The 26,194-nt window shown below is 52.6% G+C and carries 20 protein-coding genes and 2 pseudogenes; 16 read left to right on the top strand and 6 right to left on the bottom strand.

The genetic code is table 11. The annotated features are described in order from the left end of the window. Positions 1-135: 135 nt before the first annotated feature. The 4 genes from soxC to AB4O41_RS06665 all read left to right on the top strand — a co-directional run bounded on the left by soxC (position 136) and on the right by AB4O41_RS06665 (position 4,916). The gene (gene soxC, locus AB4O41_RS06650) at positions 136-1,443 is read left to right on the top strand and encodes a sulfite dehydrogenase (RefSeq protein ID WP_159390001.1); all 1,308 of its coding nucleotides are present in this window, start codon (positions 136-138) and stop codon (positions 1,441-1,443) included. Further along, the gene (locus AB4O41_RS06655; protein WP_460146765.1) at positions 1,430-2,005 is read left to right on the top strand and encodes a c-type cytochrome; all 576 of its coding nucleotides are present in this window, start codon (positions 1,430-1,432) and stop codon (positions 2,003-2,005) included. The genes soxC and AB4O41_RS06655 overlap by 14 nt, the downstream gene beginning before the upstream one ends. A 129-nt stretch (positions 2,006-2,134) precedes the next feature. Further along, positions 2,135-3,526: an aldehyde dehydrogenase family protein gene (locus tag AB4O41_RS06660; protein ID WP_460146766.1), complete on the top strand. Its 1,392-nt coding sequence runs from the start codon at positions 2,135-2,137 to the stop codon at positions 3,524-3,526. Between the two features lie 112 nt (positions 3,527-3,638). Next, positions 3,639-4,916 (top strand): O-acetylhomoserine aminocarboxypropyltransferase/cysteine synthase family protein, encoded by a 1,278-nt coding sequence (locus tag AB4O41_RS06665; protein WP_460146767.1) that lies wholly within the window; start codon positions 3,639-3,641, stop codon positions 4,914-4,916. Between the two features lie 113 nt (positions 4,917-5,029). Here the strand turns inward: AB4O41_RS06665 and AB4O41_RS06670 are convergent, their stop codons facing one another. Both AB4O41_RS06670 and AB4O41_RS06675 read right to left on the bottom strand, forming a co-directional pair. Next, entirely contained in the window at positions 5,030-5,869 is an 840-nt protein-coding gene (locus AB4O41_RS06670; protein ID WP_460148309.1) for a DMT family transporter, read from the bottom strand. Positions 5,870-6,090: 221 nt separating this feature from the next. Next, positions 6,091-6,978 carry a LysR family transcriptional regulator gene (locus AB4O41_RS06675; RefSeq protein WP_460146768.1) on the bottom strand — a complete coding sequence of 296 codons (888 nt, stop codon included), beginning with the start codon at positions 6,976-6,978 and terminating at the stop codon, positions 6,091-6,093. A 751-nt stretch (positions 6,979-7,729) separates the two neighbouring features. Here AB4O41_RS06675 and AB4O41_RS06680 point away from each other — a divergent pair. The 6 genes from AB4O41_RS06680 (at position 7,730) to AB4O41_RS06705 (ending at position 14,675) form a co-directional block, all read left to right on the top strand. Further along, positions 7,730-8,878, top strand: a complete 1,149-nt coding sequence (locus AB4O41_RS06680) for an acyl-CoA dehydrogenase family protein (protein WP_460146769.1) — start codon at positions 7,730-7,732, stop codon at positions 8,876-8,878. Between the two features lie 134 nt (positions 8,879-9,012). Then, a complete protein-coding gene (locus tag AB4O41_RS06685; RefSeq protein ID WP_460146770.1) occupies positions 9,013-10,347 on the top strand; it encodes an MFS transporter in 1,335 nt (444 codons plus the stop codon). A gap of 108 nt (positions 10,348-10,455) precedes the next feature. Further along, entirely contained in the window at positions 10,456-11,106 is a 651-nt protein-coding gene (gene ribB / locus AB4O41_RS06690) for a 3,4-dihydroxy-2-butanone-4-phosphate synthase (protein ID WP_460146771.1), read from the top strand. Positions 11,107-11,274: 168 nt separating this feature from the next. Beyond that, entirely contained in the window at positions 11,275-12,621 is a 1,347-nt protein-coding gene (locus tag AB4O41_RS06695; protein WP_460146772.1) for an OprD family porin, read from the top strand. Between the two features lie 161 nt (positions 12,622-12,782). Next, a complete protein-coding gene (locus tag AB4O41_RS06700) occupies positions 12,783-13,277 on the top strand; it encodes a flavin reductase family protein (RefSeq protein ID WP_460146773.1) in 495 nt (164 codons plus the stop codon). 36 nt (positions 13,278-13,313) lie between these two features. Further along, positions 13,314-14,675, top strand: a complete 1,362-nt coding sequence (locus AB4O41_RS06705) for an LLM class flavin-dependent oxidoreductase (RefSeq protein ID WP_460146774.1) — start codon at positions 13,314-13,316, stop codon at positions 14,673-14,675. 247 nt (positions 14,676-14,922) lie between these two features. On the opposite strand, the pseudogene AB4O41_RS06710 reads toward AB4O41_RS06705, so the two are convergent. Beyond that, positions 14,923-15,612: pseudogene (locus AB4O41_RS06710) on the bottom strand (group II intron maturase-specific domain-containing protein); the annotation flags it as partial. A gap of 6 nt (positions 15,613-15,618) precedes the next feature. Here AB4O41_RS06710 and AB4O41_RS06715 point away from each other — a divergent pair. Further along, positions 15,619-16,185: pseudogene (locus AB4O41_RS06715) on the top strand ((Fe-S)-binding protein); the annotation flags it as partial. Between the two features lie 12 nt (positions 16,186-16,197). Here AB4O41_RS06715 and AB4O41_RS06720 read toward each other — a convergent pair. Further along, a complete protein-coding gene (locus tag AB4O41_RS06720) occupies positions 16,198-17,226 on the bottom strand; it encodes a GlxA family transcriptional regulator (protein WP_460146775.1) in 1,029 nt (342 codons plus the stop codon). 186 nt (positions 17,227-17,412) lie between these two features. Here AB4O41_RS06720 and AB4O41_RS06725 point away from each other — a divergent pair, with 186 nt between their 5' ends. The 3 genes from AB4O41_RS06725 (at position 17,413) to AB4O41_RS06735 (ending at position 19,755) form a co-directional block, all read left to right on the top strand. Beyond that, positions 17,413-18,303, top strand: coding sequence for an MBL fold metallo-hydrolase (locus AB4O41_RS06725; protein ID WP_460146776.1), 891 nt, complete (start codon positions 17,413-17,415; stop codon positions 18,301-18,303). An 88-nt stretch (positions 18,304-18,391) separates the two neighbouring features. Then, positions 18,392-18,934 carry a cysteine hydrolase family protein gene (locus tag AB4O41_RS06730; protein WP_460146777.1) on the top strand — a complete coding sequence of 181 codons (543 nt, stop codon included), beginning with the start codon at positions 18,392-18,394 and terminating at the stop codon, positions 18,932-18,934. A gap of 521 nt (positions 18,935-19,455) precedes the next feature. Then, entirely contained in the window at positions 19,456-19,755 is a 300-nt protein-coding gene (locus tag AB4O41_RS06735; protein ID WP_460146778.1) for a hypothetical protein, read from the top strand. 324 nt (positions 19,756-20,079) lie between these two features. On the opposite strand, the gene pobA is transcribed toward AB4O41_RS06735, so the two are convergent. Together pobA and AB4O41_RS06745 are read right to left on the bottom strand one after the other, a co-directional pair. Further along, positions 20,080-21,264, bottom strand: a complete 1,185-nt coding sequence (gene pobA, locus AB4O41_RS06740) for a 4-hydroxybenzoate 3-monooxygenase (RefSeq protein WP_460146779.1) — start codon at positions 21,262-21,264, stop codon at positions 20,080-20,082. A gap of 123 nt (positions 21,265-21,387) precedes the next feature. After that, on the bottom strand, positions 21,388-22,728 hold the full coding sequence (locus AB4O41_RS06745; RefSeq protein WP_460146780.1) for an alginate export family protein: 1,341 nt from the start codon (positions 22,726-22,728) through the stop codon (positions 21,388-21,390). Between the two features lie 417 nt (positions 22,729-23,145). Between AB4O41_RS06745 and AB4O41_RS06750 the strand changes: the two genes are divergently transcribed. Next, positions 23,146-24,555 (top strand): APC family permease, encoded by a 1,410-nt coding sequence (locus tag AB4O41_RS06750; RefSeq protein ID WP_460146781.1) that lies wholly within the window; start codon positions 23,146-23,148, stop codon positions 24,553-24,555. 124 nt (positions 24,556-24,679) lie between these two features. After that, positions 24,680-26,152, top strand: a complete 1,473-nt coding sequence (locus AB4O41_RS06755) for an aldehyde dehydrogenase family protein (protein ID WP_460146782.1) — start codon at positions 24,680-24,682, stop codon at positions 26,150-26,152. Positions 26,153-26,194 lie beyond the last annotated feature (42 nt).

Here is a 26,194-nt window from a genome sequence, read left to right on the forward strand (position 1 = left end):
CCAAATCTGCTTTAACACTTTGTCGTCGCTCGCAAAGACTAGACCAGCCGTATTTTCCGATCTAAGCTCCCACCAGACTGACCGATCGGTCCATTGATCGGTATATCTGTGTCGGCAAAGCTCCAGAGGAAAAAAATGACAAAAAAATCCACTGCCTCCGCTGAGCAAGAAGCGTCTAAAACGCCACTGGCTCGTCGAGATTTTCTGATTAAAAGCGGCGCACTTGTTGGCACCGCCGCCTTTGGCCTGGTTGACAGCAAACTCGTCATGGCAGACACCACCAGCGCGACCGGCCTTGACCCGAACCTACCCCTTGAAGTCCCACAATGGACTCGCAGCCTGGGCACACCCACAGCAAGCCCTTATGGCAAACCTTCAACGTTCGAAACGAAGGCTATCAGGAGTCTGTACCCCGGCCTGAAAGACACGATGTCGGCCTACAGCACCTCGCCGCTTCAAGAGCTGGACGGCATCATTACGCCCAATGGTCTGTTTTATGAGCGCCACCACGCAGGCGTCCCGCAGATCAATCCTGCGGAACATCGCTTGATGATCCATGGCCTCACCGAAACAGCGCTTATATTCACCGTGGATGAGATTCGCCAGCTTCCCGCGGTATCGCGGGTGTATTTCATGGAGTGCTCGGGCAATCCGTCATTCCTCCCTCCGTGGGGTAAAACTGCGGCCGAAGTGAGCGGCCTTGTGAGTTGCGCTGAATGGACTGGAGTGACTCTGAGGACACTGCTGGATGAGGCCGGCCTGAAGCCCGAAGCCAAGTGGATAATCGCCGAAGGTGCCGACGGCGCAGCGATGACGCGAAGTATTCCGATCGAGAAGTGTCTGGACGATGTGATGGTCGTGTACAGCCAGAACGGCGAGCGACTGAGGCCAGAACAGGGATACCCCTTACGTCTTTTTGTTCCAGGCTACGAAGGCAATACTCACATCAAATGGTTGCGTCGATTACACGTCACCGACGCACCTGCCTACAGTCGAGAGGAAACCGCCAAGTACACCGATTTAATGGCCAACGGCAAAGCCCGGAAGTTTTCCTTTGTCATGGAATGCAAATCACTGATTACCTACCCCTCCGGCACCCAGAAGCTGACACGCAAGGGCGTCCATGAAATGCGTGGGATTGCGTGGAGCGGCCACGGCAAAATCACACGTGTCGACGTCTCCGTAGACGGCGGTAACAACTGGACTCAAGCAAGGTTACAGGAGCCCATTCTGACTAAGGCGCTAACCGCCTTTAGAGCAGCCTTCGAATGGAACGGCCAGGAACTGATGATTATGAGCCGTGCCATTGACGAGACCGGATACGTACAGCCGATGATGGAGCAGTTGATCGACGAGCGTGGCAAGGTCTCGTTCTATCACAACAACTCAGTGCAACCGTGGCGCGTATCCAGCAATGGGGAGGTGACCAATGGGCGGGCTTAAATGCGGATCGCTAGTCTTTGGCGTGCTGGGTGCATGCGTGTTCACTTATGCCGCGGCGGAACCCAAATACGGCTTGGGCACAAAAGCTACGGAGGCGCAGATCGCCGGTTGGAACATCGATGTGGCTCCTGATGGCAAAGCATTGCCACCGGGAAATGCCACAATCGCGGAGGGCGAAAAGGTTTACATGAGTAGCTGCGTCGCTTGCCACGGCATGAAACTCGAAGGCGGAGTAGGTCCTGCGTTAACCGGAGGTGAAGGGTCGCTGACGACTGAAAAGCCGCTGAAAACGGTGGGCAGCTACTGGCCCTATGCGACGACGCTCTTCGACTACATACGCAGGGCAATGCCCTTCCAGGCTCCACAGTCACTAACCAACGACCAGGTCTATGCGGTGACCGGATACGTCTTACACATTAACAAACTGCTCGACGCCAATGCGACGGTGGACGCGTCGACATTAGCCAACCTCAAAATGCCGAATCAAGAAGGTTTTTTTGTCGATGATCGACCCGATAGCAAAGCAGTTGCCTGCATGTCCAACTGTTTAAAAAATCCCTAGGAAAAGGGCTCGGGCCAAACCAGATCCAGGTCGTTCTTTAAACGTGAACGATTTGATCAGAATTAATCAATTTCCAGAAATCTGTAGCCACCGTAGCTTGAACGCATCCCCACCACTCAGGGCGGTACAATGACCAACGTTTCCAACCTCACCCACGCCATTTCGATCAACCCCGCCAACGGCGAGCAGATCGGCCACTACCCTTTTGAATCGAACGCGGCGCTGCACACAGCACTGTCACGTGCCGCGGCCGGGTTTCGTGTCTGGCGGGGCACACCCGTAGCGCAGCGCGCGCAACGGCTGAACACCCTGGCCAACGTCTTGCGCAACAATGCAGAAGCGATGGCAACCATGATTACCCTGGAGATGGGGAAGCCGATCAGCCAGGCTCGTGGCGAAATCGAAAAGTGTGCACAGCTCTGCGAGTGGTACGCCGAACACGGCCCTGCGATGTTAACAGCCGAGCCAACCATGGTTGAAGGCGGCAAGGCACGCATCGAATACCGCCCGATCGGCCCGATTCTCGCGGTGATGCCGTGGAACTTTCCGATCTGGCAAGTCCTGCGCGGAGCCGTTCCGGTCTTGCTCGCCGGCAACACCTACGTGCTCAAACACGCGCCGAACGTAATGGGCAGCGCTTATCTTTTGCAGGACGCCTTGAAGCAGGCGGAATTCCCCGAGGGGGTTTTCGAAGTCATCAACGTTACGCCGGTCGGTGTTTCCATGGCGATCAAGGACTCACGCGTTGCAGCGGTGACCCTCACCGGCAGTGTGCGGGCCGGCACGGCCATCGGCGCTCAGGCCGGTGCAGCATTGAAAAAGTGCGTATTGGAGTTAGGCGGCTCAGACCCGTTTATCGTACTCGATGATGCCGACCTCGACGATGCGGTGAAAGCCGCGGTGATCGGTCGTTATCAAAACACTGGGCAAGTCTGCGCAGCGGCCAAGCGCCTGATTGTCGAGCAAGGCGTTGCCGAGGAATTCACCCGCAAGTTTGTCGAAGCCACACGCAAGCTGGTGCTCGGTGATCCACTCGCAGCTACCACCTACATCGGCCCGATGGCTCGTTTTGATCTGCGTGATGAACTGGATCAACAAGTGCGCGATACGCTGGAAGAAGGGGCGACGTTATTGCTGGGCGGCAAGAAAGCTGAAGGCCTCGGAAATTTCTACGAGCCAACGGTTTTAACCCATGTCACCAAACAGATGACCTCGTTCAAGCAGGAACTGTTTGGCCCAGTCGCGTCGATAATCACCGCACGCGACGCTGCGCACGCGCTGGAACTGGCAAATGACAGTGAGTTCGGACTCACTGCAACAATCTATACAGGCGATGTGGAACGGGCCCAAAAAATGGCGGGGGAGCTTGAAACAGGTGGTGTATTCATCAATGGTTACTGCGCTTCCGACCCCCGTGTCACCTTTGGCGGCGTGAAGAAGAGCGGTTTTGGTCGCGAGCTTTCGCACTTTGGGGTACGAGAATTCTGTAACGCACAGACGGTATGGCTCGATCGTCATTAATAACTCGGACAAACTTCGGGGGCCTCGCGGTCCAGGCGAGGCGCTCTCCTTGTTACTACCTCACTCAATTAAAACAAATTCCGGGACGCCTTAGAGAAGGTCAATAACCATCATGAAAGACGCCACAATCGCACTGCACCACGGCTTCAAGTCGGATCCGACCACCAAGGCCGTCGCCGTACCGATCTATCAAAACGTCGCTTTCGAATTCGATAACGCCCAGCACGGCGCCGACCTTTTCAATTTGGAAGTGCCCGGCAATATCTACACGCGAATCATGAACCCCACCAACGACGTGCTAGAGCAGCGCATAGCCGCCCTCGAAGGCGGTATCGCGGCGCTGGCCGTCTCGGCCGGCAGTGCCGCGATCCACTATGCGATCCAGACCCTGACCCGCGCCGGTGACAATATCGTCACCACCCCGCAACTTTACGGCGGCACCTACACTCTGTTTGCCCACCTGTTGCCGAGTTTTGGCGTCGATGTACGCTTCGCTCGCAACGACTCTGCCGAGGCCATCGCCGAACTGATCGATGACAACACCAAGCTGGTGTACTGCGAAAGCATCGGCAATCCAGCCGGCAATATCATCGACCTTGAAGCCCTGGCCGAAGTCGCTCACGCCCGTGGGGTGCCGTTGATGGTCGACAACACCGTGGCCACGCCGATTTTGTGCAAGCCGATCCAGTTTGGTGCCGACATAGTCGTGCACTCTGTGACCAAATACGTCGGCGGCCACGGCAACTCACTGGGCGGTGTGATCGTCGACAGCGGCACCTTCCCTTGGACCCAATACCCGGAAAAATTTCCCGGCCTCAACCAGCCCGAGCCGGCCTATCACGGTGTGGTCTACAGCGAAAAATTCGGCCCGGCTGCCTTCATCGCGCGCGCTCGCACGGTGCCACTGCGTAACACCGGGGCGGCGCTGGCACCGATGAACGCGTTCCTGTTGCTTCAAGGGCTAGAAACCCTGGCTTTGCGCATGGAGCGCCACACTGAAAACGCCCTGAAGGTTGCGCAATTTCTGCAAGGGCATGCTGACGTGGAGTGGGTCAGCTACGCCGGCCTGCCGGATCATCCACATCACGCGCTGGCGCAGAAATACATGCAGGGCAAGCCATCGGCAATCCTGTCATTTGGTTTGAAGGGCGGCTACGAAGCAGGCGTGCGTTTCTACGATGCACTGCAAATCTTCAAGCGCCTCGTGAATATCGGTGACGCCAAGTCACTGGCTTGCCACCCCGCCTCTACCACCCATCGCCAGATGAACGAGCATGAACAAGCCAAGGCTGGCGTGAAGCCAGAGATGATTCGTTTGTCTGTCGGCATTGAGGCGATTGAAGACCTGATAGATGACTTGCAGCAAGCGCTCGGTTCAACTCAACGCTGAAGCCAGGTCGTTAACGCGATGTAGCTCAAGTAACGGTGCAGACATTCTTTAACCTGGGCTCTCATTGGCCATGGTAGGAATGCCTGTCACCACTTTTCGTTAACTTGCAGCGCTTAGCGTTGTTGCTTGCAACCCAGGACCAATGCGACGCCGCCGAGGACAGCAAGAGAAGCTACGACCAGCCGTAGGGTGAGGCTTTCATTGAGGAAAATGATGCCTGCGAGCGACGCCAGGATGGGCACACTCAATTGCACGCTAGCCGCTTGAAACGATGCCAGATCGCGCACTGCGCTGTACCAGATCGCGTACCCGACGCCCGAGGCCAGCGCTCCGGAAAACACCGCGTAGAGTAGCCCCAGCGGATCCCAGCGCAGCCCTGGTAAAAACGCCAGACTGGCTAGAAGAACCAGAGGAATTGACCGAATGAAGTTGCCTGAGGTGGTCGCCAAAGGGTCCGATACGCCTTTGCCAAGCAACGAGTAGCCCCCCCATGCGAGCCCCGATATCAGCATTATGATCGCGCTCAAAGGGTCGGGAGCCGTGGCCCCTGGGAGCAGTAAACTGATCAGGCCACCCAGAGCCGACAATAGACCGACAATCGCCGGTAGCCGCATCCTCTCGCCCTTGAAAACGCCGTAGAGAACCATGGTCAGCTGCACAGCACCGAACAGCAGCAATGCCCCCGTTCCAGTTTCGAGGTGAAGGTAAGCAAAGGAAAAAGCGAACACGTAAATGAACAGCGCTGCGGCACCCAACCAACTTCCCTTGACCGGCGTTGAAGGCCGTTTGAGCGCACAAATCAGCCACAACACCAAAGCGCCACTCGCTAGTCGAACAACGCTGAAGCTCGCTGCATCAATGCTGGTGTGTTTGAGCGCCAGGCGACACAGCAACGAGTTGGCGGCGAATGCGACCATGGCAAAACAGGTCAACCCTATCAGCCTCGCGGACACGGATGAGGTAGCGGTCTGCGTGAGGTGATTGCTCATTGTTCTTGTTGGCTCCAATGCCCGTGTGGGCTTTCAGATGTTCCCTACGACGGTGCATGACCGTGCGAGGTTTGAGTTCCTGGCAAATTTATAACGGCTCTGTACCGACCGGTCAATAGAAAATGATTCCATGGTTATGCGGGATGCCGATAAAGGCTTTGAATGAGGTGTGCCAGGACGTTCTTTCACCGCCGATGAAAACTGCTGGCTTCGTAGCTGATGTCTGCGATAGCGGCCAACAAATTAGCGTTGGGGTGTCGGTCATACACCGCAGTAAAGGGCATCTCATAACATTCGGGGGCTGTTTTCAAAATCTTCAGTTCGCCGCTCTTGATGTAACTGGCACAGGATGAGATTGGCAGCAAGCTGATGCCCAGCCCGCCACGGGCGAGTGAAATGATTGCGCCTAGAGAGTTACAAGTCGCCGCTCGCTGCTTACGGCCTATGGGCAAGTTCAAAAGATCATCGATCAAGTTATTAGTGTAGGACTCTGTGCCCTGATACAAAATTGGCCACTTGCGCAGTTCCTCCACAGGCATTATTTCGTTGCTGGGAATAAGAGAGTCACTGGCCATCCAGGCAAACGAAACCGTTCCAAGGTCACGTGCAATCAGGCCAGGTTCGGGAGAGAGACCCGCCACAACGGCCAGGTCCAGGTTACCACTGCGGATGCCCTCTGAAAGAAAGGGGTTCAATCCAACCTCGTATTCCACTTGAAGACCCGAATAACGCGCTCTTATGAGGGCCGCAAACTTGGGCAACCAGGTCATGGCGACCAGTTCTGCAACGCCAATTCGAATGATTCCGGTAAGTGAATGCTTCGAACCCACTGTGTGTTTTATTTGCTCGGACAACGTCTCCATCTGTTGAGCATAGACAACAAGCTCTCTTCCTTTGAACGTCAGTTGCACATGACGTTGTGATCGATCAAATAGTTCGACACCCAGGTCTTGTTCAAGCTCAATAATGCGAGCCGAAATCGTAGACTGTGTGACACACAGGCGATCTGCCGCCGCTGAAAAACTTCCAAGTTCGGCGATTACCAAAAATGTCTCGAGTTGGCGGAAATTCATACTTTTTTATTCTCTTCAATAATTAATCTGCACTTGAAGTGTTCAACGATTGGTGCCGGCGACCACTTTTTGGCCACCCGTAATGATCTCGGATGTGGCAATTCGTTGGGATCATCACACGCCATCATGCTGGTCCAGTCAAGCAGGACACAGCTCAAGGCAACCCTCACTGAATCATTGCGAAGGAAACGCGCCCCAAATAGGAAAGCATCATCCGATCAGAGGCACGGAGCCCCTATCTCTGACTGCCAACGTACGTGAGATCTACTCCGCAGCCCGGCGCAGCCTCACCTTCACACCTCCCCATCGAAATTATCGATTAACCCCGACAAAGTTTTTTCGTTTGAATTTCGATCGGACTTGGCAAATTATCAGCCTGGAAATTTCGAGGAGGAGATAGGCGTCACAAGCGACTGAAAGAGGTATTGCACATTTCATTCTTCGACATCAACAAGCTCCAAATGATGGATTGATACGCCTGAAGTCTGCCCCGCAGTCTCAAGTCATGACGTAGCGCAAGTTGTATCGAAGCACATGAATAATCCGACACGCCAGAGCTGCATGACAACTGGATCTCCAACTTTCAGAACAGGACGTGTCGCTTCACTGCCGAACAATGCTCCAATAATAATAGGTGATAGATGTGTTGAGCACTACGAGCGAACTTTCGACAGACCAACTGGATACCCATACTTGGGGCTGCCCGCCTTCACCTCGGTACGCTTCACTTGTTGAAAAGATCAGACCTGTTTTGGCCGACATCAAGAAGGGTGCGGCCGAGCGAGATTCCAATCGAATTTTACCTGGCCCACAAATCAATGAACTCAAAGCGCTAGGTTTTGGCGCAATCCGAGTACCTATCGACTACGGCGGCTCGGCGGTCACCCTACCGGAATTCTTCGCGATGATTATCGAACTGGGTGAAGCTGACTCCAATATCGCACAAGCATTACGCGGCCACTTTGCCTTCGTGGAAGACTTGCTGAGTTTCGGCGCAACGCCGTTCGCGGATCGCTGGCTGACCATTGCTGGACGTAATGAAACAGCTTCTAACGCCATGGCGGAAATTGGTCCGGGGGCGATGCAGAAATCGTTGCTGACGAAGCTGATTGAGCAAGACGGGAATTTTTTCGTCACGGGATCAAAATATTATTCAACGGGGGCGATGTACGCTGACTGGATTGAAGTCAACGCGGGCGACGCTACCGACGATGCAGTGCTGGCAATGATTAACAGGCATGCAGAGGGCGTGGAGATCATAGACGACTGGGATGGCTTTGGACAAAAGCTCACTGCCAGTGGCACCGCACATTTCCGCAATGTGCTAGTGGCGGAGAATGATCTGCGCAAGCACTCAACACGGTTTGGGCATTCGCTTCCGTACTTTCAACTGTACCACCTCGCTACATTGGCGGGCATTGCGCGTGGCATTGCCAATGATACTGCCGAATTTGTGGCGAAAAGAACGCGCGTTTACTCACATGGCGCAGCCAGTAAATCCTCACACGACCCGCAACTTTTGCAAGTAGTCGGTGCCGTACGAGGCATGGCTTACTCAGCAGGTGCGCTGGTGATGCGACTTGCTGAAAGTATGGAGAACGCCGTCAATTTATTGAGAGACGGCGACAAGGAAGCTTATGACCGAGCGTGTCCGCTCCTCGAAATCGAGACGTCTCAGATCCAGTCAGTTGTTATCGATCTGGTTTTAAACGCAGCAACTCAAGCATTTGATGCAATGAGTGCTTCCAGCACCAAACAGGGGCTGGGACTTGACCGCTATTGGAGAAATGCGCGCACCATCGCTTCGCACAATCCGCATATCTATAAACAGCGAATAGTTGGGGAGTTTGCCGTCAATGGTACGCTGCCGCCCGCTCGCTGGACGGTTGGAGCTGTATAAGAGACTGACCTCATCCTACAGCGCTCGTAAAGAGCGCTGACTCTCATGTTGCGCGCTTATAACGATAAGAACGCTCCTTCAATATAACAACTATAAAAATTCGATATCTTTACGAAAGTAAAGGGAGGATGACAATGAGCGATACAGTAGCGAATGCCCAGCTGATTGATGCTGAGGAATCTCCCCTATCCGACGGTTGTTCCCTCACGATGGCCCAGCGCCGACAATCACTGAAAGCCGCGGCGGCAGGGAACGTCCTGGAGTGGTATGACTGGACAATCTACAGCACGCTATCTATTTACCTGGCGGCAAACTTCTTCGAAAAAGCTGATCCTACTTCCGCCTTGCTGTCCACCTTGGCCATCTTTGCTGGTGGCTTCGTCGCAAGACCTTTGGGCGGTTGGTTTTTCGGACGTATTGCCGATCGTAGAGGAAGAAAATTTACCCTGGTCGTTACGATGACCTTGCTTGCGTTAGCAAGCCTGGGCATCGCCCTCCTCCCGACCTATGAGACCGCTGGAGCATTTGCTTCCTTTGCCCTACTCGTGATGCGAATCCTTCAGGGATTTGCTCATGGCGGTGAGTCAGGGGTTTCCTACGTGTATGTGGCCGAAATTGCGCCCAGGGATAGACGAGGTCTCTGGACAAGCTCGGTCTACGTGAGTGTCATTCTGGGCATTATGATTGCCACGGCCGTTGCTGCGGGCCTGACGTCAATATTTACAGCCGACGTGATGAATGAATGGGGCTGGAGAATCGGTTTCGGTGCAGGTTCGGTGCTCGGTCTATATGTAATGTATCTGCGTAAAAGTGCCCATGAAACGGAGGTCTTCAACGCGGCTGATGCGGGGAAGCTTGCGCCAGCGAGCGACGCCCCCGGCAAACCCGTAAGCATCGGTCGCATCATTATGACAGTGATGGTGATCAACGCGGCAATGAACGTCTGGTATTACACGTGGGTCGCCTTTGCTCCAGCAATGGCTATTACACAGCATGGCATGGATCCAAACAGCGCCTTTCTGTCGAGTCTTGGTGCGCAAGCTTGCATGATTGCATTTCTGCCTGTTTTCGGATGGGTTTCGGACAAGCTGGGTCGGCGCATCAATTCAATGACATTCGCTGCGCTGGTCGTTCTGTGCGGCCTTCCAATCCAGGCGCTTCTGTCAAGCGAGCCGTCGTCGCTATTCATTGCGCAAAGCCTGGGTCTGTTTATCTATGCCATTGGCGTAGGGCATTACCCGGCTTTGATGGCCGAATTGGTGCCGGCTCGAATGAGGGGCATGGGCGTCAGCGTAATGACATCGTTGGCCGCTGGTCTTTTCGGCGGAACAGCACCCTATCTTAATTCCTGGTTGCACTCGATTGGCGAAGCCTGGGTATTTTCCGGTTATGTGATTGCCCTTAACGTCATTATGTTTGTGGTCGTATTTTTCATGCGAGAGACCAAGGGCATTGACCTAAGGCACTAATGATCAACGGGCGCACCTCCATGGGGCGCCCTCCTCCTTGTCCACAGTAGTGACCCGCTCACTGCAGTCAAACGAAATCAAACTTGATCAAAAAGAGGCTTGATAGCTATGAAATTGGATAGCGTCGCCAGTGCGATTAACGCAATCAGCCAAGGCGAGATGGTCATTGTGGTCGATGACGAAGACCGAGAGAACGAAGGCGACCTTGTCGTCTCTGCCGACCTGGTCACTCCCGAGACTATCGCTTTCATGATGCGTCTCGGACGAGGCCTGATATGTGTGTCCATTCAGCCGGAACTGGCTACCCAATTGAATCTGCCGCTGATGGTATGCGAAAACTCGGAAAGCTTTGCCACAGCATTCACCGTTTCAATTGACGGCGTAAAGGATGTGACGACGGGGATCTCGGCAAGCGACCGCTCGAACACGATCAGACAGATGCTGGTCCCCTCTGCGAGGCCGCAAGACTTTCGCAGACCCGGCCACGTCTTTCCGTTGATCGCTCATCCGCAAGGTGTCCTTGGTCGTAATGGACATACAGAAGCATCGGTTGAACTGGCAAGACTTGCAGGTTTAACGCCCAGCGGCGTTATTTGTGAAATCGCCAACGATGATGGAAGTATGTCCAGATTACCGGAGCTTATGAACTTCGCAAAAAAGCATGCTCTGCGAATAGTGAGCATACGCGATCTTATCGAATATGTAAGTCACGAAGAAATGCCTTATGTGGGCATTTCTAAAATGCGCATAGCAGTTTAGCGCACGTTAATAAGTGCCAATTCGTTACGCGCAAGCAAACTTGCAGATCGTAACTGATTTCCCCCGTAGCACGTTAGAAATACCGCAATGCGCTTTAGACAAACGCGCTTGATAACAATAAAAATTTCACGCTGACGGTGCTCACTGTTGGCAACGAGGAAGCGCACTATGTGGTTTAAACTTATAACTTTGGGCATGGCTGGCGTCAGTGCCGTCCTGAGCAGTGCAGGTGTGGCCGCGGCAGAGCCGGCCAAGGGATTCATTGAAGAGAGTACATCCTCGGTAGGCCTGCGTAACTTTTACTGGAATGCTGATAACCGCAACGGCAGTTACCGCAATCCCGAAGGCGAACGGCAAAGTTACCGGCAAGAGTGGGCGCAAGGCGTCCTGGCAAAGTTCAACTCCGGCTATACGCAAGGGCTGGTTGGTTTCGGAGTGGACCTGCATTACATGGGGGCGCTGAAGCTCGATGGTGGTAATGGACGGGTCGGCGATGGCATCGGCAATGGCGGCATCGTTTCGCGAGACAATCAGGGCGATCCGAAGAGCGGCTACTCCAAGGCAGGTGGTGCGGTAAAGATGCGGGTGGGCCACACGGAACTGGCCTACGGCGACCTGTTCCCCGATTCTCCGGTGCTCAAGTACGGTGACATTCGTCTGTTGCCACAAACCCTCAGGGGCTGGAGCGCCACGGACCGCTCGTTCGATGGCCTTACCCTTAACGCCGGTCGTTTCGTCTCCAGCAGTGACCGGGCGCAACCCAATCATGGCGGGCATCTGGGTACGGCCTATAGCGGGCGCCAGACTGACAGCGAGTTTGTCAGTTACTACGGCGGCATATATACGGGTATCAACAACGTCAGGATTAAACTATTCGGTTCTGAACTGGATGAGATCTGGAATCAGCAGTTTGCTTCGATTGACTACCGCATGCCCTTGGCCGTCGGTGGCGTGATTAATACCGGGGTCAACTACTACCGCACACGTAATACCGGCGCGGCGTTGTTGGGTGATATTCGTAACGATGCCTGGAGCACCCGTGTGGGTTATGCCTTGGCAGGACACAAGGTCGAACTTGCCTACACGCAGATAGATGGCGACCAGCCATTCGACTATGTCTGGAACAGTTTCGATATCGAACTGGACTCAGCCGCCCAGGGGAGTGACTTCAACAGTCCCAACGAGAAGATCTGGAGTGCCCGCTACGACCTGGATGCTGCAGTGCTTGGTGTGCCGGGCCTAAGCTTCACCGCGCGCTATCTACGCGGCACCGATATCGACGGCAGGGATGCGGGCGGCGCGTACTCCCGCTATCAGGCCGTGCGCAGTGGCTCGCAATGGGAGCGTGATTTGTGGGTCAGGTACGTCGTGCAGGCGGGCCCCGCCAAGAATCTATCGTTGCGTTTGATGCTCGCCTCAATGCGAACAGGTGGTGATTACAACGCCATCGCAAACGACCTCGACCAGACCCGAATCATCCTTGATTACCCTCTGGATCTCGGCTTTCTGAGATAGGTCAACCAAGATCCCGAGCATCGATCCAGCGCGGCGAAGCGGTGCAAAAAATCAGTAAAGCTTTTCGCATCGAAAAAACCGAACTCAAACCTGCAGAATTATTCGTTTGAATTGATGTGAGTCACTAAGCACTATCTGTTTAGGCAAACAGGAGAAATCTCATGCAACTTGATAATAAAAAAACACCAGAAGTCGATCTGCGCAAATTCGCTGGCCAATTTGCAGCGGGCGTATCCGTCATCTCGACCGCTGACGATGAGGGACTTTGTGCGGGCATTACAATGACCGCTGTCATGTCACTCTCTCTGACACCGCCATTGTTTTTGGTGAGCCTTGACAACAACTCCAAGACCTTGACTGCGATCTTGGACAATGGTCATTTTTGCATAAACTTTCTTAGCAAAGACCAGAGCACCGTTTCACAACTATTCTCATCAAAATCCGATGACAAGTTTGACAACGTAAGCTTCTACAAAGGCATCACCGGCAGCCCATGTCTTGAAGGTGCTTTAGCGCATGGTGAATGCGAGGTTCATGAATCTTACAGCGGTGGCGATCACACAATCATCATTGGACGAGTGATCAATACAGCGATCAATGGCGGCGAGCCGCTTGTTTACCACAGCGGCAAGTACGCCACTCTCGAGCATCAATAATCTTCAGACCTTCGCCCGACCATCGGAATAAATCTAATGTCTAAAAAAATTCTATTCAATGCATTTGATATGAACACGCCTGTGCATCAGTCCCAGGGATTGTGGCGTCACCCACGCGATCGTTCGTCAGAGTACAAAACGATCGGTTACTGGCAGGATCTGGCAAAGACACTGGAAAATGGTTTATTTGACGGGCTTTTCCTGGCAGATGTGACCGGAGTTTATGACGTATACGGAGGGAACTCGGACGCGGCGCTACGCAATGCTGTCCAAATACCGAGCCACGATCCGTTCGTTATTGTTCCAGCGATGGCCGCCGTCACCCAACACCTCGGGTTTGGCGTCACCGGTTCGCTGACCTATGAACCGCCGTATACGTTCGCTCGAAAAATGAGCACGCTGGACCATTTAACCAATGGCCGAATCGGCTGGAATATCGTCACCGGCTATCTTAACAGTGCTGCAAAAGCCAGCGGCGCGAAGGCACAGACTGGCCACGATACGCGTTATGAAATTGCTGAAGAGTACATGGAGCTCATGTACAAACTTTGGGAAGGCTGCTGGGAGGAAGATGCTGTAGAACGGAACGTGGATACGGGAATTTATATCAATCCCGCTAAAGTTCACCCTGTCGATCACTATGGTCAATACTTCCAGCTCAAGGGCATCCATCTCAGCGAGCCTTCCATCCAACGCACGCCCGTACTGTACCAAGCCGGTGCATCGCCCAAAGGGCAAGCATTCGCAGGTCGCCACGCGGAATGTGTATTCGCCAGCAGCCCAACAAAAACCGTACTTGCGGCCACTGTCAAAAAGCTCAGGGCTGCCACGGTCGCTGAAGGACGGTCTCGCGATAGTGTTGCTGTATTTGGCATGATGACATTGATTGTCGGCAGAACCGATGCGGAAGCAGAGGAAAAACTTGCTGAATATAAGCGCTACGCCAGTTATGAGGGTGCGCTGACGCTGATGTCGGGCTGGACAGGCATCGATTTCGCCTCTTGTGATCCAAACGATACAATCAAGCATATCCGTAATGACAGCATGCATACTGCGATTGATCGCTTCACCATCTCCGATCCGAACAGGGTCTGGACGGTAGGTGAAGTTGCTGAGCACATCGCCGTGGGCGGTTCTGGCCCCTTGATCGTAGGCTCCGCTCAACGGGTTGCTGATGAGCTGCAACAGTGGATAGAGGAAACCGATATTGATGGTTTCAACCTGGCGTATGCAGTGGCGCCTGACACGATCAAGGACATCGTCGAGTTGCTTATTCCCGTCCTTCAGGAGCGAGGAATCTACAAGACTGAATACACACCTGGGACGTTGAGGGAGAAACTCTTCAGCCAAAACCGCTTGTTGCAGAATCCACATCCCGCAGCCAGCTATCGAATCTAAATTAGTCCATGACGACAAAGTATCAAGCGTGCATGCTAACTGCCGTTATATTCAGTTCGCGAACTTCCACCGTGATATCGGGCTAGCACAGGTCTCGACAGAGCGCCGAGCCAGTGCGGATACTTGCCCAGCTTATAAGTGATCAAGTAAAGATTGACTCCGAATAAATTCCGGATCGAGTAGGAGGCGGGATTTAACCCCCGCCGTCCTCTCAGACCACCGTACGTACGGATCCGTATACGGCGGTTCAGGTTAGGCGGCTAAACCGGTTTATCGTATCCAGTATCGAGACCAACCCGAGTTGATCGCACAGTTTCTTCGGTAGCGCCTGGTTCACATGTGACGCTCCCGAGTTCCACCAGGGGCCTCGGCCATTGAACGCTGAGTTGCAGGCACGGCCTCCCTTGAGGCCCAAGCGCATCAGGTTGCGCGCCCTCGTCAAGGGCTGCTTCCATTGTCGCCAAATGACGCAACGAATTCTGGCGTCTCACCCAGACGTCCAGTTCCTCAACGGGGTGTTTGCTCTGACTGAGCTTAAAGTGGCCATCCCAATATCGCAGCACCGGGTTTATCTCCTCGATGATGTTCGCCATCTTGTGGCTCCGTACTCCAAGCAGCAGGTGTCTGAGTCGGTCGCGCAAGCGACCAGACTCATCGTTGCCACTTTCAGCTTCGGCTGTTTGTGCCAGCTCATCCCATAACCCAAGTAGTCGCAGTTCCAAGGCCGTGCCACTCGGCTCTTTTCCCGATTCAGCGTCAGTTTCAGACGCTGGATCAGGAACCGCTCGACGCTGGCCATGACCCGTTCGCCTGCACGGTGACTGCACACATAAATGTTCGCATCGTCGGCATAGCGCACGAAGCGATGGCCCCGCCGTTCCAGTTCGCGGTCGAGTTCGTTGAGCAGAATATTCGACAACAACGGCGAGGACGGGCCAGTTACAAGGGTTTCATCAAGGCTTTTGAAAAAGCGGCAAATTTCAACAGTGAAGCTTTGCGTCAGCTTCAGCGCTACGAAATACCGCTGGTTGGACTCGATCCCGCGATGACTCTGGTGTATCGCCATGAGTATGCGAAGACGCTGAGCAGCGAAAAAATGCCCACCGCTCTACTGCCTCAGGAATGGCTCGTGGGGGCGCTTCCACAGGCACAGAGCGTCAAAGATGCCGCTGCCTATTACTTCTTTCCCCATTACACTGAAAAAACAAATGAACCAAGCAGTATCGGCCTTTGGCAGCAAGTCTACGAGCGAATGGGACTGAAGCTGAGCATTCAAGCTAGCGGTTGCTGCGGCATGTCTGGCACGTATGGGCATGAGACGAAGAACGCAGGCACTTCTATAGTGATCTACAAGCAATCCTGGGCGCCTCTTGTTAAAAAATTTAATACTTCTGGCCGATTACTCGCAGACGGATATTCATGTCGAAGCCAAGTAAAACGACAGGACGGAGTAACCGTTTTACATCCATTGCAAGCGCTGCAGGATCTTGTCAGGAGTGCGGCTGCATGAACGCCAAGAGCGTTAAGCCTCGGCAGGAGATTTAGTCGAAAGCTCGGCTTCAGTCTCGCTGACGCCCGCCTTACGGCTTGGATTCACTTCGCGAAAAAAGGTACGTCGATATTCAGAAGGCGACGTGCCTAGGTGAACGCCGAATTGTTGCCTCAGCGATAAAGGCGTTCCGAACCCCGCCTCCCCGGCAACACATTCGATTGGCAGGTCAGTTGTTTCCAATAGTTCTTGAGCTCTAGCAACGCGTTGCGCATTTAGCCATTTCGAAACCGTACTCCCTGTCGCCTCTTTGAATCGCCGCGTAAATGTGCGCCTGCTCATTTTCGCCATGTCCGCAAGCACATCCAGCGACAGATCGTTGGCCAGGTTTACTCGAGCCCATGCCATTACATCAGACAGATAAGTTTCGCTAGATAGCTGCGGTACAGGATGTTCAACATATTGCGCTTGCCCACCTTGCCTGTGTGGTGGCGTTACGAGCATTTTCGCGGTGCGGTTCGCAACATCAGCGCCAAGACGCTGGCGTACCAAGTGAAGGCAACAATCAATTGCCGCCACGGTACCCGCCGAGGTGATGATGTTACCGGCACTGACATATAGAACCTCGGGTCTAAAGCGCACTTCAGGGAAACGTCGCGCAAACTCTTCTCGGGCGGCCCAGTGGGTGGTTGCTTCCTTGCCATCAAGCAACCCGGCATCTCCAAGGACAAATGAGCCCAAACATAACCCGACTATCAGCTTGCGTCGGGAATTGGCGCGCTGGAGCGCCGTCACCAGTTGCGCGGATGCAGCTTCTAATTGATCGCCCCATGCGGGAACGACGATTACGTCAGATTCCTCCATCAGTTCCAATCCATGAGTGACAGCGAGGTCAATGCCTTGGTCGCTAGTCACCATTCCCGTGCTCTCTGCGAAATAACTCACTACGTACTGAGGCTCGCCAGGTGTGGATTGAGCAGTCCCCAGCACCATTCCAGGAACGGAAAGATGAAACAGGCTGACGCCTTCAAAAGCCAGAACGGCAACGCGTATGGATCGCATAAAATATGCCTCAGGTTGATCGCCTAAATAAGCGCGCATTCGAGCAGCAAGCGCTTCATTCGCCGTATGCCACATCTACGATGATCGGCTGGCCCAATTATATCGAAATATGTCATTCAGGCCACTGTTGTGATGCTACGCAGTCGGCAAGAATGAATCTCTCGATGCATTAATAGGATCAATCCAATGACTTTAAGAAAACTTCCTCTTGTCCTCAGCTTCGCTTGCGCTACCGCCAGCACATGGGCGTTCGCCAATACAGATGTCTCGTCAGCACCAATCACCGCCCACAAAGTGGACTTGCAGCAAATTCGTAACGCAACGGTCAAAATCACTTATGGGGAAACCACGTTTCTAGTCGATCCGATGCTTGCAAAAAAAGGAGCCTACCCAGGATTTGAAAATACCTACCGTAGCAATCTCCGTAATCCAATGGTCGATCTCACCGAATCACCAGCCGAAGTTATCGCGAATGTAGATGCTGTCATCCTCACCCATACCCATCTCGATCATTGGGATGAAGCTGCGCAGAAAGCGCTGCCTAAAGACATCCCGCTATTCACGCAACACGAAGACGATGCCAAGCTGGTTCGTTCCCAAGGCTTCACAAATGTGAAAGTACTGAAGGATGAAACTGAATTCGGTGGAGTGAAACTCACCAAGGCAGGCGGACAGCACGGTACAGACGAAATGTATGCAGTGCCCCCACTCGCAAAGCTTTTGGGTGAGGCCATGGGCGTTGTTTTTCAAGCCCCTGGCTACAAGACCGTCTACCTTGCCGGTGACACCATCTGGCGTAAAGAGGTTGATCAGACCATTCAGAAATACCATCCAGAAGTCATCGTGCTCAATACCGGTAAAGCAAAGGTGAATGGATTCGATAGAGCGATCATCATGGGTGAAGACGACGTCCTGCATGCGTCCCAGGCTGCGGCAACAGCGAAGATAGTCGCCGTGCATATGAATGCAATCAACCATACCTCGCTGACACGTGAAGCACTACGAACCTACGTCAAGGAGCAAGGAATCGAAAATCGCGTAGATATTCCTGAGGACGGCGCTTCGCTGGAATTTTGACTTAAACCTTCTTGGGTCGGGATAAAAGCTTTTATGCCCGATCCCAGCTCAATATTCAGATCCTTGGATAATCGACGGGAGATCGCTCATGAAACCAGGTCTTGTAGTTGTTGACCTACAAAACGAATATCTACCTACCGGCAAGTTGCCTTTGACCGGCATTGACGCAGCTGTAGAGAATGCTATCCGGGTAATCAGCCACGCGCGCGATACGGGTGTTCCTGTTTTTCACATTCGGCATGAGTCCGCTGATGATGCTCCGATCTTCGCAAAGGGATCGACTGGTGCGGAAACTCAACCAGACGTAGTTCCGCAAGGTAACGAACCTGTAATCGTAAAAAAACATATCAACGCATTCAGGGAAACGGATCTGAAGCAGCAATTAGAAGCCGCTGATGTCGAGGAAATCGTGGTCATAGGTGCGATGAGCCACATGTGCATTGACGCGGTGGTACGTGCAGCTGCGGATATGGGTTATCCGGTGACTGTGTTGCATGATGCATGCGCCACATTGGATCTCACCTTTCGTGGTGTCTCCGTACCTGCCGTCCAGGCGCAAGCGGCAATAATGGCCGCGTTCGAGTTCGGCTACGCCACTGTTCAGTCTGTGGACGAGTATCTATCGGCCTGACTACGCGACTGTAAGCCTTGGGGCCCTAGGGCCCCTTGTCGTTTCCCACAGTATTGCGTGAGAGTAAACGAAGGATTGGCGTTAAGAGTCACTTCCGATTTCCCATCGTGTAGGTCTGATGCAATGAAAATAACTAGAAAAATAATAGAAGACCGTGTGAGTCATCCTCTCTGGGTGATGCAAATGATATTGTGCCTAGTTGCATTCGCGGCAAACTCAGTATTCTGCAGACAAGCGTTGATGGAGGGGCAGATTGACCCTGAGTCATTACGATGATTCGATTGCTCAGCGGTGGGCTTTTTTTGCTGATGCTAACCAAGATCCGCAGTTCTAGATTAACTGTCGGTGGAAGTTGGAAGGGAGGCCTTTCCCTTATCGTATATGCCTATCTCTTCTCAATTGCTTACGTTCAGCTAGGTGCAGGTTTGGGCGCTCTGATTTTGTTCGGGTCAGTGCAGGTAACAATGTTTATTTTCTCGTGAGTGCAAGGAGAACGCTTTCATAATAGTGTGGTGATGGGCATGCTGGTTGCTTCTTCCGGATTACTCATGTTGTTGCTACCTGGCACCAGCTCCCCTCCTTGGGATGGTGCGCTGCTAATGACAATTTTAGGTGTGGCGTGGGGTGCCTATTCGCTGCTGGGAAAGGGAGATGCGAATCTACTTGCCCAGACCACCGGCAACTTTGTGAGGTGTCTTCCATTCATGCTCATACTTGGTACAGCCATGTTTTATGGAGGCGCCCTTCAGATCAGCGCTTCTGGAGTGATGTATGCACTTGCTTCAGGTGTCCTGGCATCAGGCTGCGGTTATGCGCTCTAGTACAGCACAATCAAGCACATTAGTTCTCAACAGGCCGCCACTCTCCAGCTAAGCGTTCCGATAATCGCTTCGCTTGGAGGTATACTGGTTTTGAATGAGCCTATATCGCTGCACCTATTATTGATCTCAGGCATCGTACTGGAGGTGTCGCGATGGCGTTACTGCCAAAATGTGAGCGCAGCGAATCTGGTCAAAAGCACTGAGAACCAATTCTCGTCACTTTGATGCCTTATACACTCCAAGCTCACTAGGGTAGTTCACGATCGTCCAATCTTATCCCAACAAATGACTCGGGTGACTTGGGATACCTCAGACTTTCTTTACTTACTCAATAGCCTCGTAAGGGAGTCCCACGTAATTTTCTGCGATAGTCCGACGCCCCGCCTCAGAGCGTACAAAATAGTCGAGCTCGGCCTGCTTAATTCGCTGCCCAAAATCATCATTACCTGGGAAGCGATGCAGTATTGAAGTCATCCACCATGAGAAACGCACAGCCTTCCAGATTCGACGCAAACAAACTTCAGAATAGCGTTCGAGAAGATCTGTACGGCCTTCTTGATAAACCTTCACAAGAATGCGGCTGAGTGTGCTCACATCGCTAGCCGCAAGGTTAAGGCCTTTTGCGCCGGTTGGAGGCACAATATGCGCCGCATCACCCAGTAGAAAAAGGGCTCCGTACTGCATAGGCTCGACGACAAAACTGCGAAGTGGAGCGATACTCTTTTCAATGGACGGGCCAGTTATGAGCCTGTCAGCGGTTTCTGCAGGGAGCCGTTTTTTCAACTCCTGCCAGAAACGATCGTCAGACCAAGCTTCGACTTTTTCATCGCTAGGTACCTGAATGTAATAGCGGGTGCGCGTAGGTGACCGCATGCTGCATAAAGCGAAACCGCGTTCATGGCTGGCATAGATGAGTTCATCACTCACAGGAGGTGTATCAGCTAACACCCCTAACCAGCCGAACGGATAGACACGCTCAAACTCCTTAAGAACCCCATCCGGGATAGTCTTTCGCGACACACCATGGAATCCATCACAGCCTGCGATGTAGTCACAGTCCAAGCGAACAGTCGATCCATCATGATCGAAGGTGATGTAAGGCGCCGGGGAGTTTATATCTTTCGGCTGTACATTCGTGGCGTTGTAGTAAGTAATACCTCCGCTGGAGCTTCTAGCCTCCATTAGATCCCTAGTGACTTCGGTCTGACCGTAAACCATTACCGTTTTACCGTTGGTCAAACCTTTAAGGTCTATATGCTCACTACGCCCATCAAACGCTAATTCAAATCCGTCATGAACGAGACCTTCGCGATCCATTCGTTCAGCAACACCCGCTTGTCGCAGCAAATCGACAGTCCCTTGCTCAAGCACGCCCGCACGGATACGCCCCAGGACATAATCAGGGTTCTGCCGTTCGATAATGACATTATCAATGCCAGCCTTTAGGAGCAGTTGACCAAGCAAGAGACCAGAAGGGCCAGCGCCGATAATTGCAACTTTTGTTCTCATCTTTTTTGTCCTAAGCGGGTGAATGCCACCATGGCGATTCTTATTATTTCAGTTCTGTAGAATGCTTTATGCCAAACTCACACAAAGCAACTCATCAAGCTAGACGCGTTTAAACAAGACACGCTAGAAGGAAGTCCCTACGATGAGCTGTACGTAAGTATTAGTATCTTCACTACCTAACTGCGAACCTCCCTGGCTGGCAGCTTTCTCTGGCTTATACAAGCCCAATACCGGACTGATAAAGACATGATCCGTAACCGCCACCTCAGCATATATATCGAACTCTCTTCCACCGAGGTTAGCTAGGCTGCGATCAATTGGATCAAAGTCGAAGTAAAGCGCGCCTATTGTGAGGTTTTCGCGTGGAGTGACTTTCAACCCGACGTGATGAACACGGGTATTACTATTGAAGGGGCCTGCATAATTAGATGCCACTTCGCCCTGAAACCAAGTGCCATATCCTCGACTGTTGCCATAGAACAGTGGGTCAAAAGATTCAGAAAAGCGACTATACCGATATGTGGCTTTGGGCGACCATGGAACAGATACAAAAGTCCAACTGCCCTCCATATACCAAGCATTTTCTCGACCACTGTCTCTGTCTTGAGTCGCGTACTCGACAGCTAGATTCAAATTCTCGATTCCTAAAGAACCTGCTCCTCGTAGGCTAACGGTTCGCATACCGTCACGCTCTGATTGGAATGGAGTAGCAAAACGTTCATCTACATCCAGGCCTTTAATATATGTGAGGCCTAAAGTCCCCTCATCGGCCACATGCTCTAAAGTAGCGACAGCTAACTTGGTTTCGGCTTGAGCTCGATTATCTGAGCCCAGCCACATCAGGTCACCCCTCCACCCTTTTTCTCCACCAATACGGAGCACAGCAGTTCCATCAAATGCTTTGCGAGGAGCTAAATAATAAGCGCCGCCCCGATCAAAGTTATTACCAAGATCGACATCGCCTAGACTAAGCGCATCACCTTTAATTAAAAAACCATCCCCAACGATTACCTCTTGGCGACCGGCTGAAATTTCAATACCGTTTTCGCCAAGCCTAGGAAAAAGGCTTCCCGAACGCCAGCCAAGATAGGCATCTTCAACGGCAGTCCGCCGCTCGGAGCCTTTTGTAAAGCCCGCTGCATCGCCATCACCCCACGTTCCTGAACTCAGGAGGCTAAAGGCACCGTATAGACTTGATTTATTGCGAAATATGCTGCTTCCATTCAGCCCATATTTGATGAAACCCTCTCGCCAGTTTGAAGACCCTGAACCCTTCGTACCAGTTGTTGCGTAATTTTCGTCACTGTGCATCGAGGCAAATACTGCGTCGACCTTCGCGTTAAGTATCTGGCTGTCTTGATTGTAGAGTTCGTAAGCCCAGGATTCTAACGGAAGTGCCAATACACCCACGGCGAAAGCTATCGACGTATATCCAAATTTTTTAGCTTCATATTTAATCGACATAATTAATCCTTGATCTTATATTTATTATCGGAATTTACGAAAAATCGATACTAAAACACTTGCCAACCATATTTACCAAAGCGCGTCTCTACAATAGGTAGCGCATAGCAATGCCAGAACCAATCGGCCAGAAACTCACCTTCAGGTAGGGTGATTTTTTGGCACTCGAGATATTTTTGGCAATGGCGTTTTGCTGATCGAATGATCGCTACTTCCGATCAAGGGGCACCAACTCAAGAAAATTATCCGTCGCCCGCGTGCATTCGCCCATGAATAAGTCCGTCCGGATAGCGTTGGTCCAATCACCGGCTATGATCGAACGATCAGCGTTTGAGGATTGCCAGGCTGAACCGCTGGGAGAAAAATCGAGTTACCAATAACAATTCAAATCCCGTCTTGCTGTAAGGGGAGGCCTGTATGCAAATTGAGCCGACACAACAAGGGCTTAAGCCCAAATCCTTAGGTGTCTCCGACATCGTCTTTTTTGTAATTGCAGCTGCGGCTCCGCTCGGCGCTACCCTCGGCGCAGGCCCTGTGGTTTTCGCTATGGGAGGTGCGGGAGCACCAGGCATCTATCTGATTGCTTCGCTTGTGCTACTCCTTTTCGCTATTGGCTTTGCAGCGATGAGTCGTCACGTGATCAGCGCTGGTGGCTTCGCTGAGCTAGTGACCCACGGACTAGGACGAGCAGCCGGCAATGCAGCTGGCGGAATTGCGCTGCTTGCGTATATCGCTATGTTGACGGGAATTTACGGTCAATTTGCCGCATTCGGAGCAGACCTGGCTCTTTCGATTGCAGGATGGCATGTGGACTGGCGCGTCATTGCCCTCCTCATCATCGGATTGGTAGGAATTTTCGGCTATATGGACGTTAAGGTATCAGCCAAGGTGTTAGGCGTGCTGATGATCTTCGAGATCCTAATCCTTCTTATCTTTGACATTGCGGTCCTCGCGCAAACGGATGCGAAGAATTTCTCTTGGAATGGCTTCATGCCTTCTCAGATATTCACTCCTGGTCTTGGGGTGGCACTGATGTTCGCGTTTTGCTGCTTCGTAGGGTTTGAGTCCACAACCATTTATGGGGAAGAAGCGAAGAACCCAAGTCGCACCGTTCCCCTTGCTACATATGTCGCCATCGCAATCATCGGTATTTTTTATACGCTTACGACGTGGTGCCTCGGCCTGGCATATGCGAATAGTGATGTTCAGAGTGTCGCCGGCGCTGACATGATCAACTTCGTGTTCAATGCCAACACGCAGTATGTTGGCGCGCTTTCCACAGAAATAATGAAAGTCTTAGTAGTCACAAGTGTATTCGCGGTTCTACTCTCTTTCCACAATGCCCTGAGTCGTTATCTTTTCGCACTGGCCCGCAGCAGCTTCCTACCTCGAAAGCTCAGCCAAGTACATCCGAAACACGCTAGCCCACATGTTGCAAGCGTTGTGCTCTCGATCACGACCGTCATCGCGGTCGGGGTCTTCATGCTCACCAATGCCGACCCGATACAGCACCTCTATCTGTGGATGGTTGGGCTTGGCACCCTCGCAGTCCTGGCCCTACAGACCTTGGGTGCTGCTGCTGTCGTCGGATTCACTTTCAAGACTAATAAGTGCAGCAAATGGCAGGGCGTAATCGCTCCAACCCTAGGCGGATGTGGACTGGCAACTGCTGTTGTTCTTGCGGTAGCGAATTTCGACGAACTGACTGGTGCCAAGGAAGGTATCGCAACGCTTCTTCCCTGGTTGGTTGTAATAGCAGCTTTACTGGGGGTCATTAATGGATTCCGAGCCAAACGGGATCTCCCTGTGACACCGGCGATTTCCTGACCCGACTACCTGCCCACTAGCAACATTGAAAATATAGACGGGTGGTGCTCAGTTGTGGTGCCGCCCCAGCATGGCAAGCGACCCAGAATCCAAAGGTACGGTCGTGATAAATTTGGAGAATAATGTGAACAATAATCATCCTTACAGCGACCTAAACCTGCAGCTCATCGGCGGAGTTTGGCGTGAAGGTCGGACAGGGCGTTCGTTGACTGTCAGCGACCCCTTCACCCAGCTAACGCTTCTTGAAATTGCGTTGGCTAACAAGGACGACTTGAATGAAGCTTATGCTAAAGCGAAAGCGGCACAACCCGGTTGGGCAGCAATGGGGCCATCTACGCGAGCGAAAGTGCTCCTAAGAGCTGCTCAGATTTTTGATGATCGCCATGATGAGTTAGTTGAATGGATCATTTCTGAGTCAGGGAGCACGCGGATTAAAGCGGAGATCGAATGGGCGTCAGCTAAAGCTATCACTCTGGAGGCAGCTTCATTCCCAAGTCGAGTTCATGGCCGAATCGTGGAATCCGATGTACCTGATAAAGAAAGCCGTGTTTATCGACGCCCTCTCGGCGTTGTCGGGGTGATCAGCCCCTGGAACTTCCCATTCCATCTTACCCAGCGGTCTCTGGCACCGGCGTTGGCTCTCGGCAACGCCGTAGTTGTAAAACCTGCCAGTGACACTCCAGTCACCGGAGGCCTACTGCTTGCGCGCATCTTCGAAGAAGCAGGACTGCCAGAAGGAGTTCTCAGCGTGGTAGTGGGTGCTGGATCTGAGATTGGCGACGACTTCGTTCTCCATCCTGCGCCAAGCTTTATCTCCTTCACAGGATCAACCCCGATTGGCCTAAACATTGCCCGCCAAGCTGGTAGCGGCGACTATTTGAAACATGTGGCATTGGAATTAGGCGGTAACAACCCTTTTGTAGTGCTAGCTGATGCGGATCTCAAGCAAGCAGTTCACGCGGCTGTTGTGGGCAAATTTCTCCACCAAGGCCAAATTTGTATGGCTATCAATAGAATCATTGTTGAGGAGCCAATTTACGACTCGTTTGTTTCCTTGTTCATTCAGCGCGTTAGTAACTTAGTCATCGGTGATCCTAAGAACCCGGCAACCTCCGTTGGGCCTGTAATCAACCGCAAACAGTTCGCTGGCTTAGTCGATAAGATCGAACAGGCCAAAGCGGATGGCGCAACATTGGCTTATGCTGGCGAATCTGCAGGACTCGTATTCGCACCTCACGTTTTCACTGAAGTGACATCCGACATGGAATTGGCCTACGAAGAAATTTTCGGGCCTATCGCTGGGATAATGCGTGCGCGTGATGCCGATCACGCACTGGAGCTGGCTAACGCTACCCGTTTTGGACTATCCGCTGCGGTTTTTTCGGGTGACATCGAACGCGGGGTACAATTTGCTCGACGCATTCACTCCGGTATGGCCCACGTGAATGACATGCCGGTTGCAGATGCGCCTAATGTCCCTTTTGGTGGGGAGAAGAACTCGGGTCTAGGCAGATTCAACGGCGACTGGGCAATTGATGAGTTCACAACCACTCAATGGGTATCCGTTCAGCGGCACCCCCGGCACTATCCCTTCTAAGCACACACCCTCCAGTTTGCAAATTGACTGGAGGGTTAAGCG

The organism is Pseudomonas sp. S2_A02 (genome assembly GCF_054668495.1).

Bases quoted from the DNA above. Each gene is read 5' to 3' on its own strand.
- soxC (WP_159390001.1), top strand. From the start codon at position 136: ATGACAAAAAAATCCACTGCCTCCGCTGAGCAAGAAGCGTCTAAAACG.
- AB4O41_RS06655 (WP_460146765.1), top strand. From the start codon at position 1,430: ATGGGCGGGCTTAAATGCGGATCGCTAGTCTTTGGCGTGCTGGGTGCA.
- AB4O41_RS06660 (WP_460146766.1), top strand. From the start codon at position 2,135: ATGACCAACGTTTCCAACCTCACCCACGCCATTTCGATCAACCCCGCC.
- AB4O41_RS06665 (WP_460146767.1), top strand. From the start codon at position 3,639: ATGAAAGACGCCACAATCGCACTGCACCACGGCTTCAAGTCGGATCCG.
- AB4O41_RS06675 (WP_460146768.1), bottom strand. From the start codon at position 6,978: ATGAATTTCCGCCAACTCGAGACATTTTTGGTAATCGCCGAACTTGGA.
- AB4O41_RS06685 (WP_460146770.1), top strand. From the start codon at position 9,013: ATGAGCGATACAGTAGCGAATGCCCAGCTGATTGATGCTGAGGAATCT.
- ribB (WP_460146771.1), top strand. From the start codon at position 10,456: ATGAAATTGGATAGCGTCGCCAGTGCGATTAACGCAATCAGCCAAGGC.
- AB4O41_RS06695 (WP_460146772.1), top strand. From the start codon at position 11,275: ATGTGGTTTAAACTTATAACTTTGGGCATGGCTGGCGTCAGTGCCGTC.
- AB4O41_RS06700 (WP_460146773.1), top strand. From the start codon at position 12,783: ATGCAACTTGATAATAAAAAAACACCAGAAGTCGATCTGCGCAAATTC.
- AB4O41_RS06705 (WP_460146774.1), top strand. From the start codon at position 13,314: ATGTCTAAAAAAATTCTATTCAATGCATTTGATATGAACACGCCTGTG.
- AB4O41_RS06720 (WP_460146775.1), bottom strand. From the start codon at position 17,226: ATGCGATCCATACGCGTTGCCGTTCTGGCTTTTGAAGGCGTCAGCCTG.
- AB4O41_RS06725 (WP_460146776.1), top strand. From the start codon at position 17,413: ATGACTTTAAGAAAACTTCCTCTTGTCCTCAGCTTCGCTTGCGCTACC.
- AB4O41_RS06730 (WP_460146777.1), top strand. From the start codon at position 18,392: ATGAAACCAGGTCTTGTAGTTGTTGACCTACAAAACGAATATCTACCT.
- AB4O41_RS06735 (WP_460146778.1), top strand. From the start codon at position 19,456: ATGCTGGTTGCTTCTTCCGGATTACTCATGTTGTTGCTACCTGGCACC.
- pobA (WP_460146779.1), bottom strand. From the start codon at position 21,264: ATGAGAACAAAAGTTGCAATTATCGGCGCTGGCCCTTCTGGTCTCTTG.
- AB4O41_RS06745 (WP_460146780.1), bottom strand. From the start codon at position 22,728: ATGTCGATTAAATATGAAGCTAAAAAATTTGGATATACGTCGATAGCT.
- AB4O41_RS06750 (WP_460146781.1), top strand. From the start codon at position 23,146: ATGCAAATTGAGCCGACACAACAAGGGCTTAAGCCCAAATCCTTAGGT.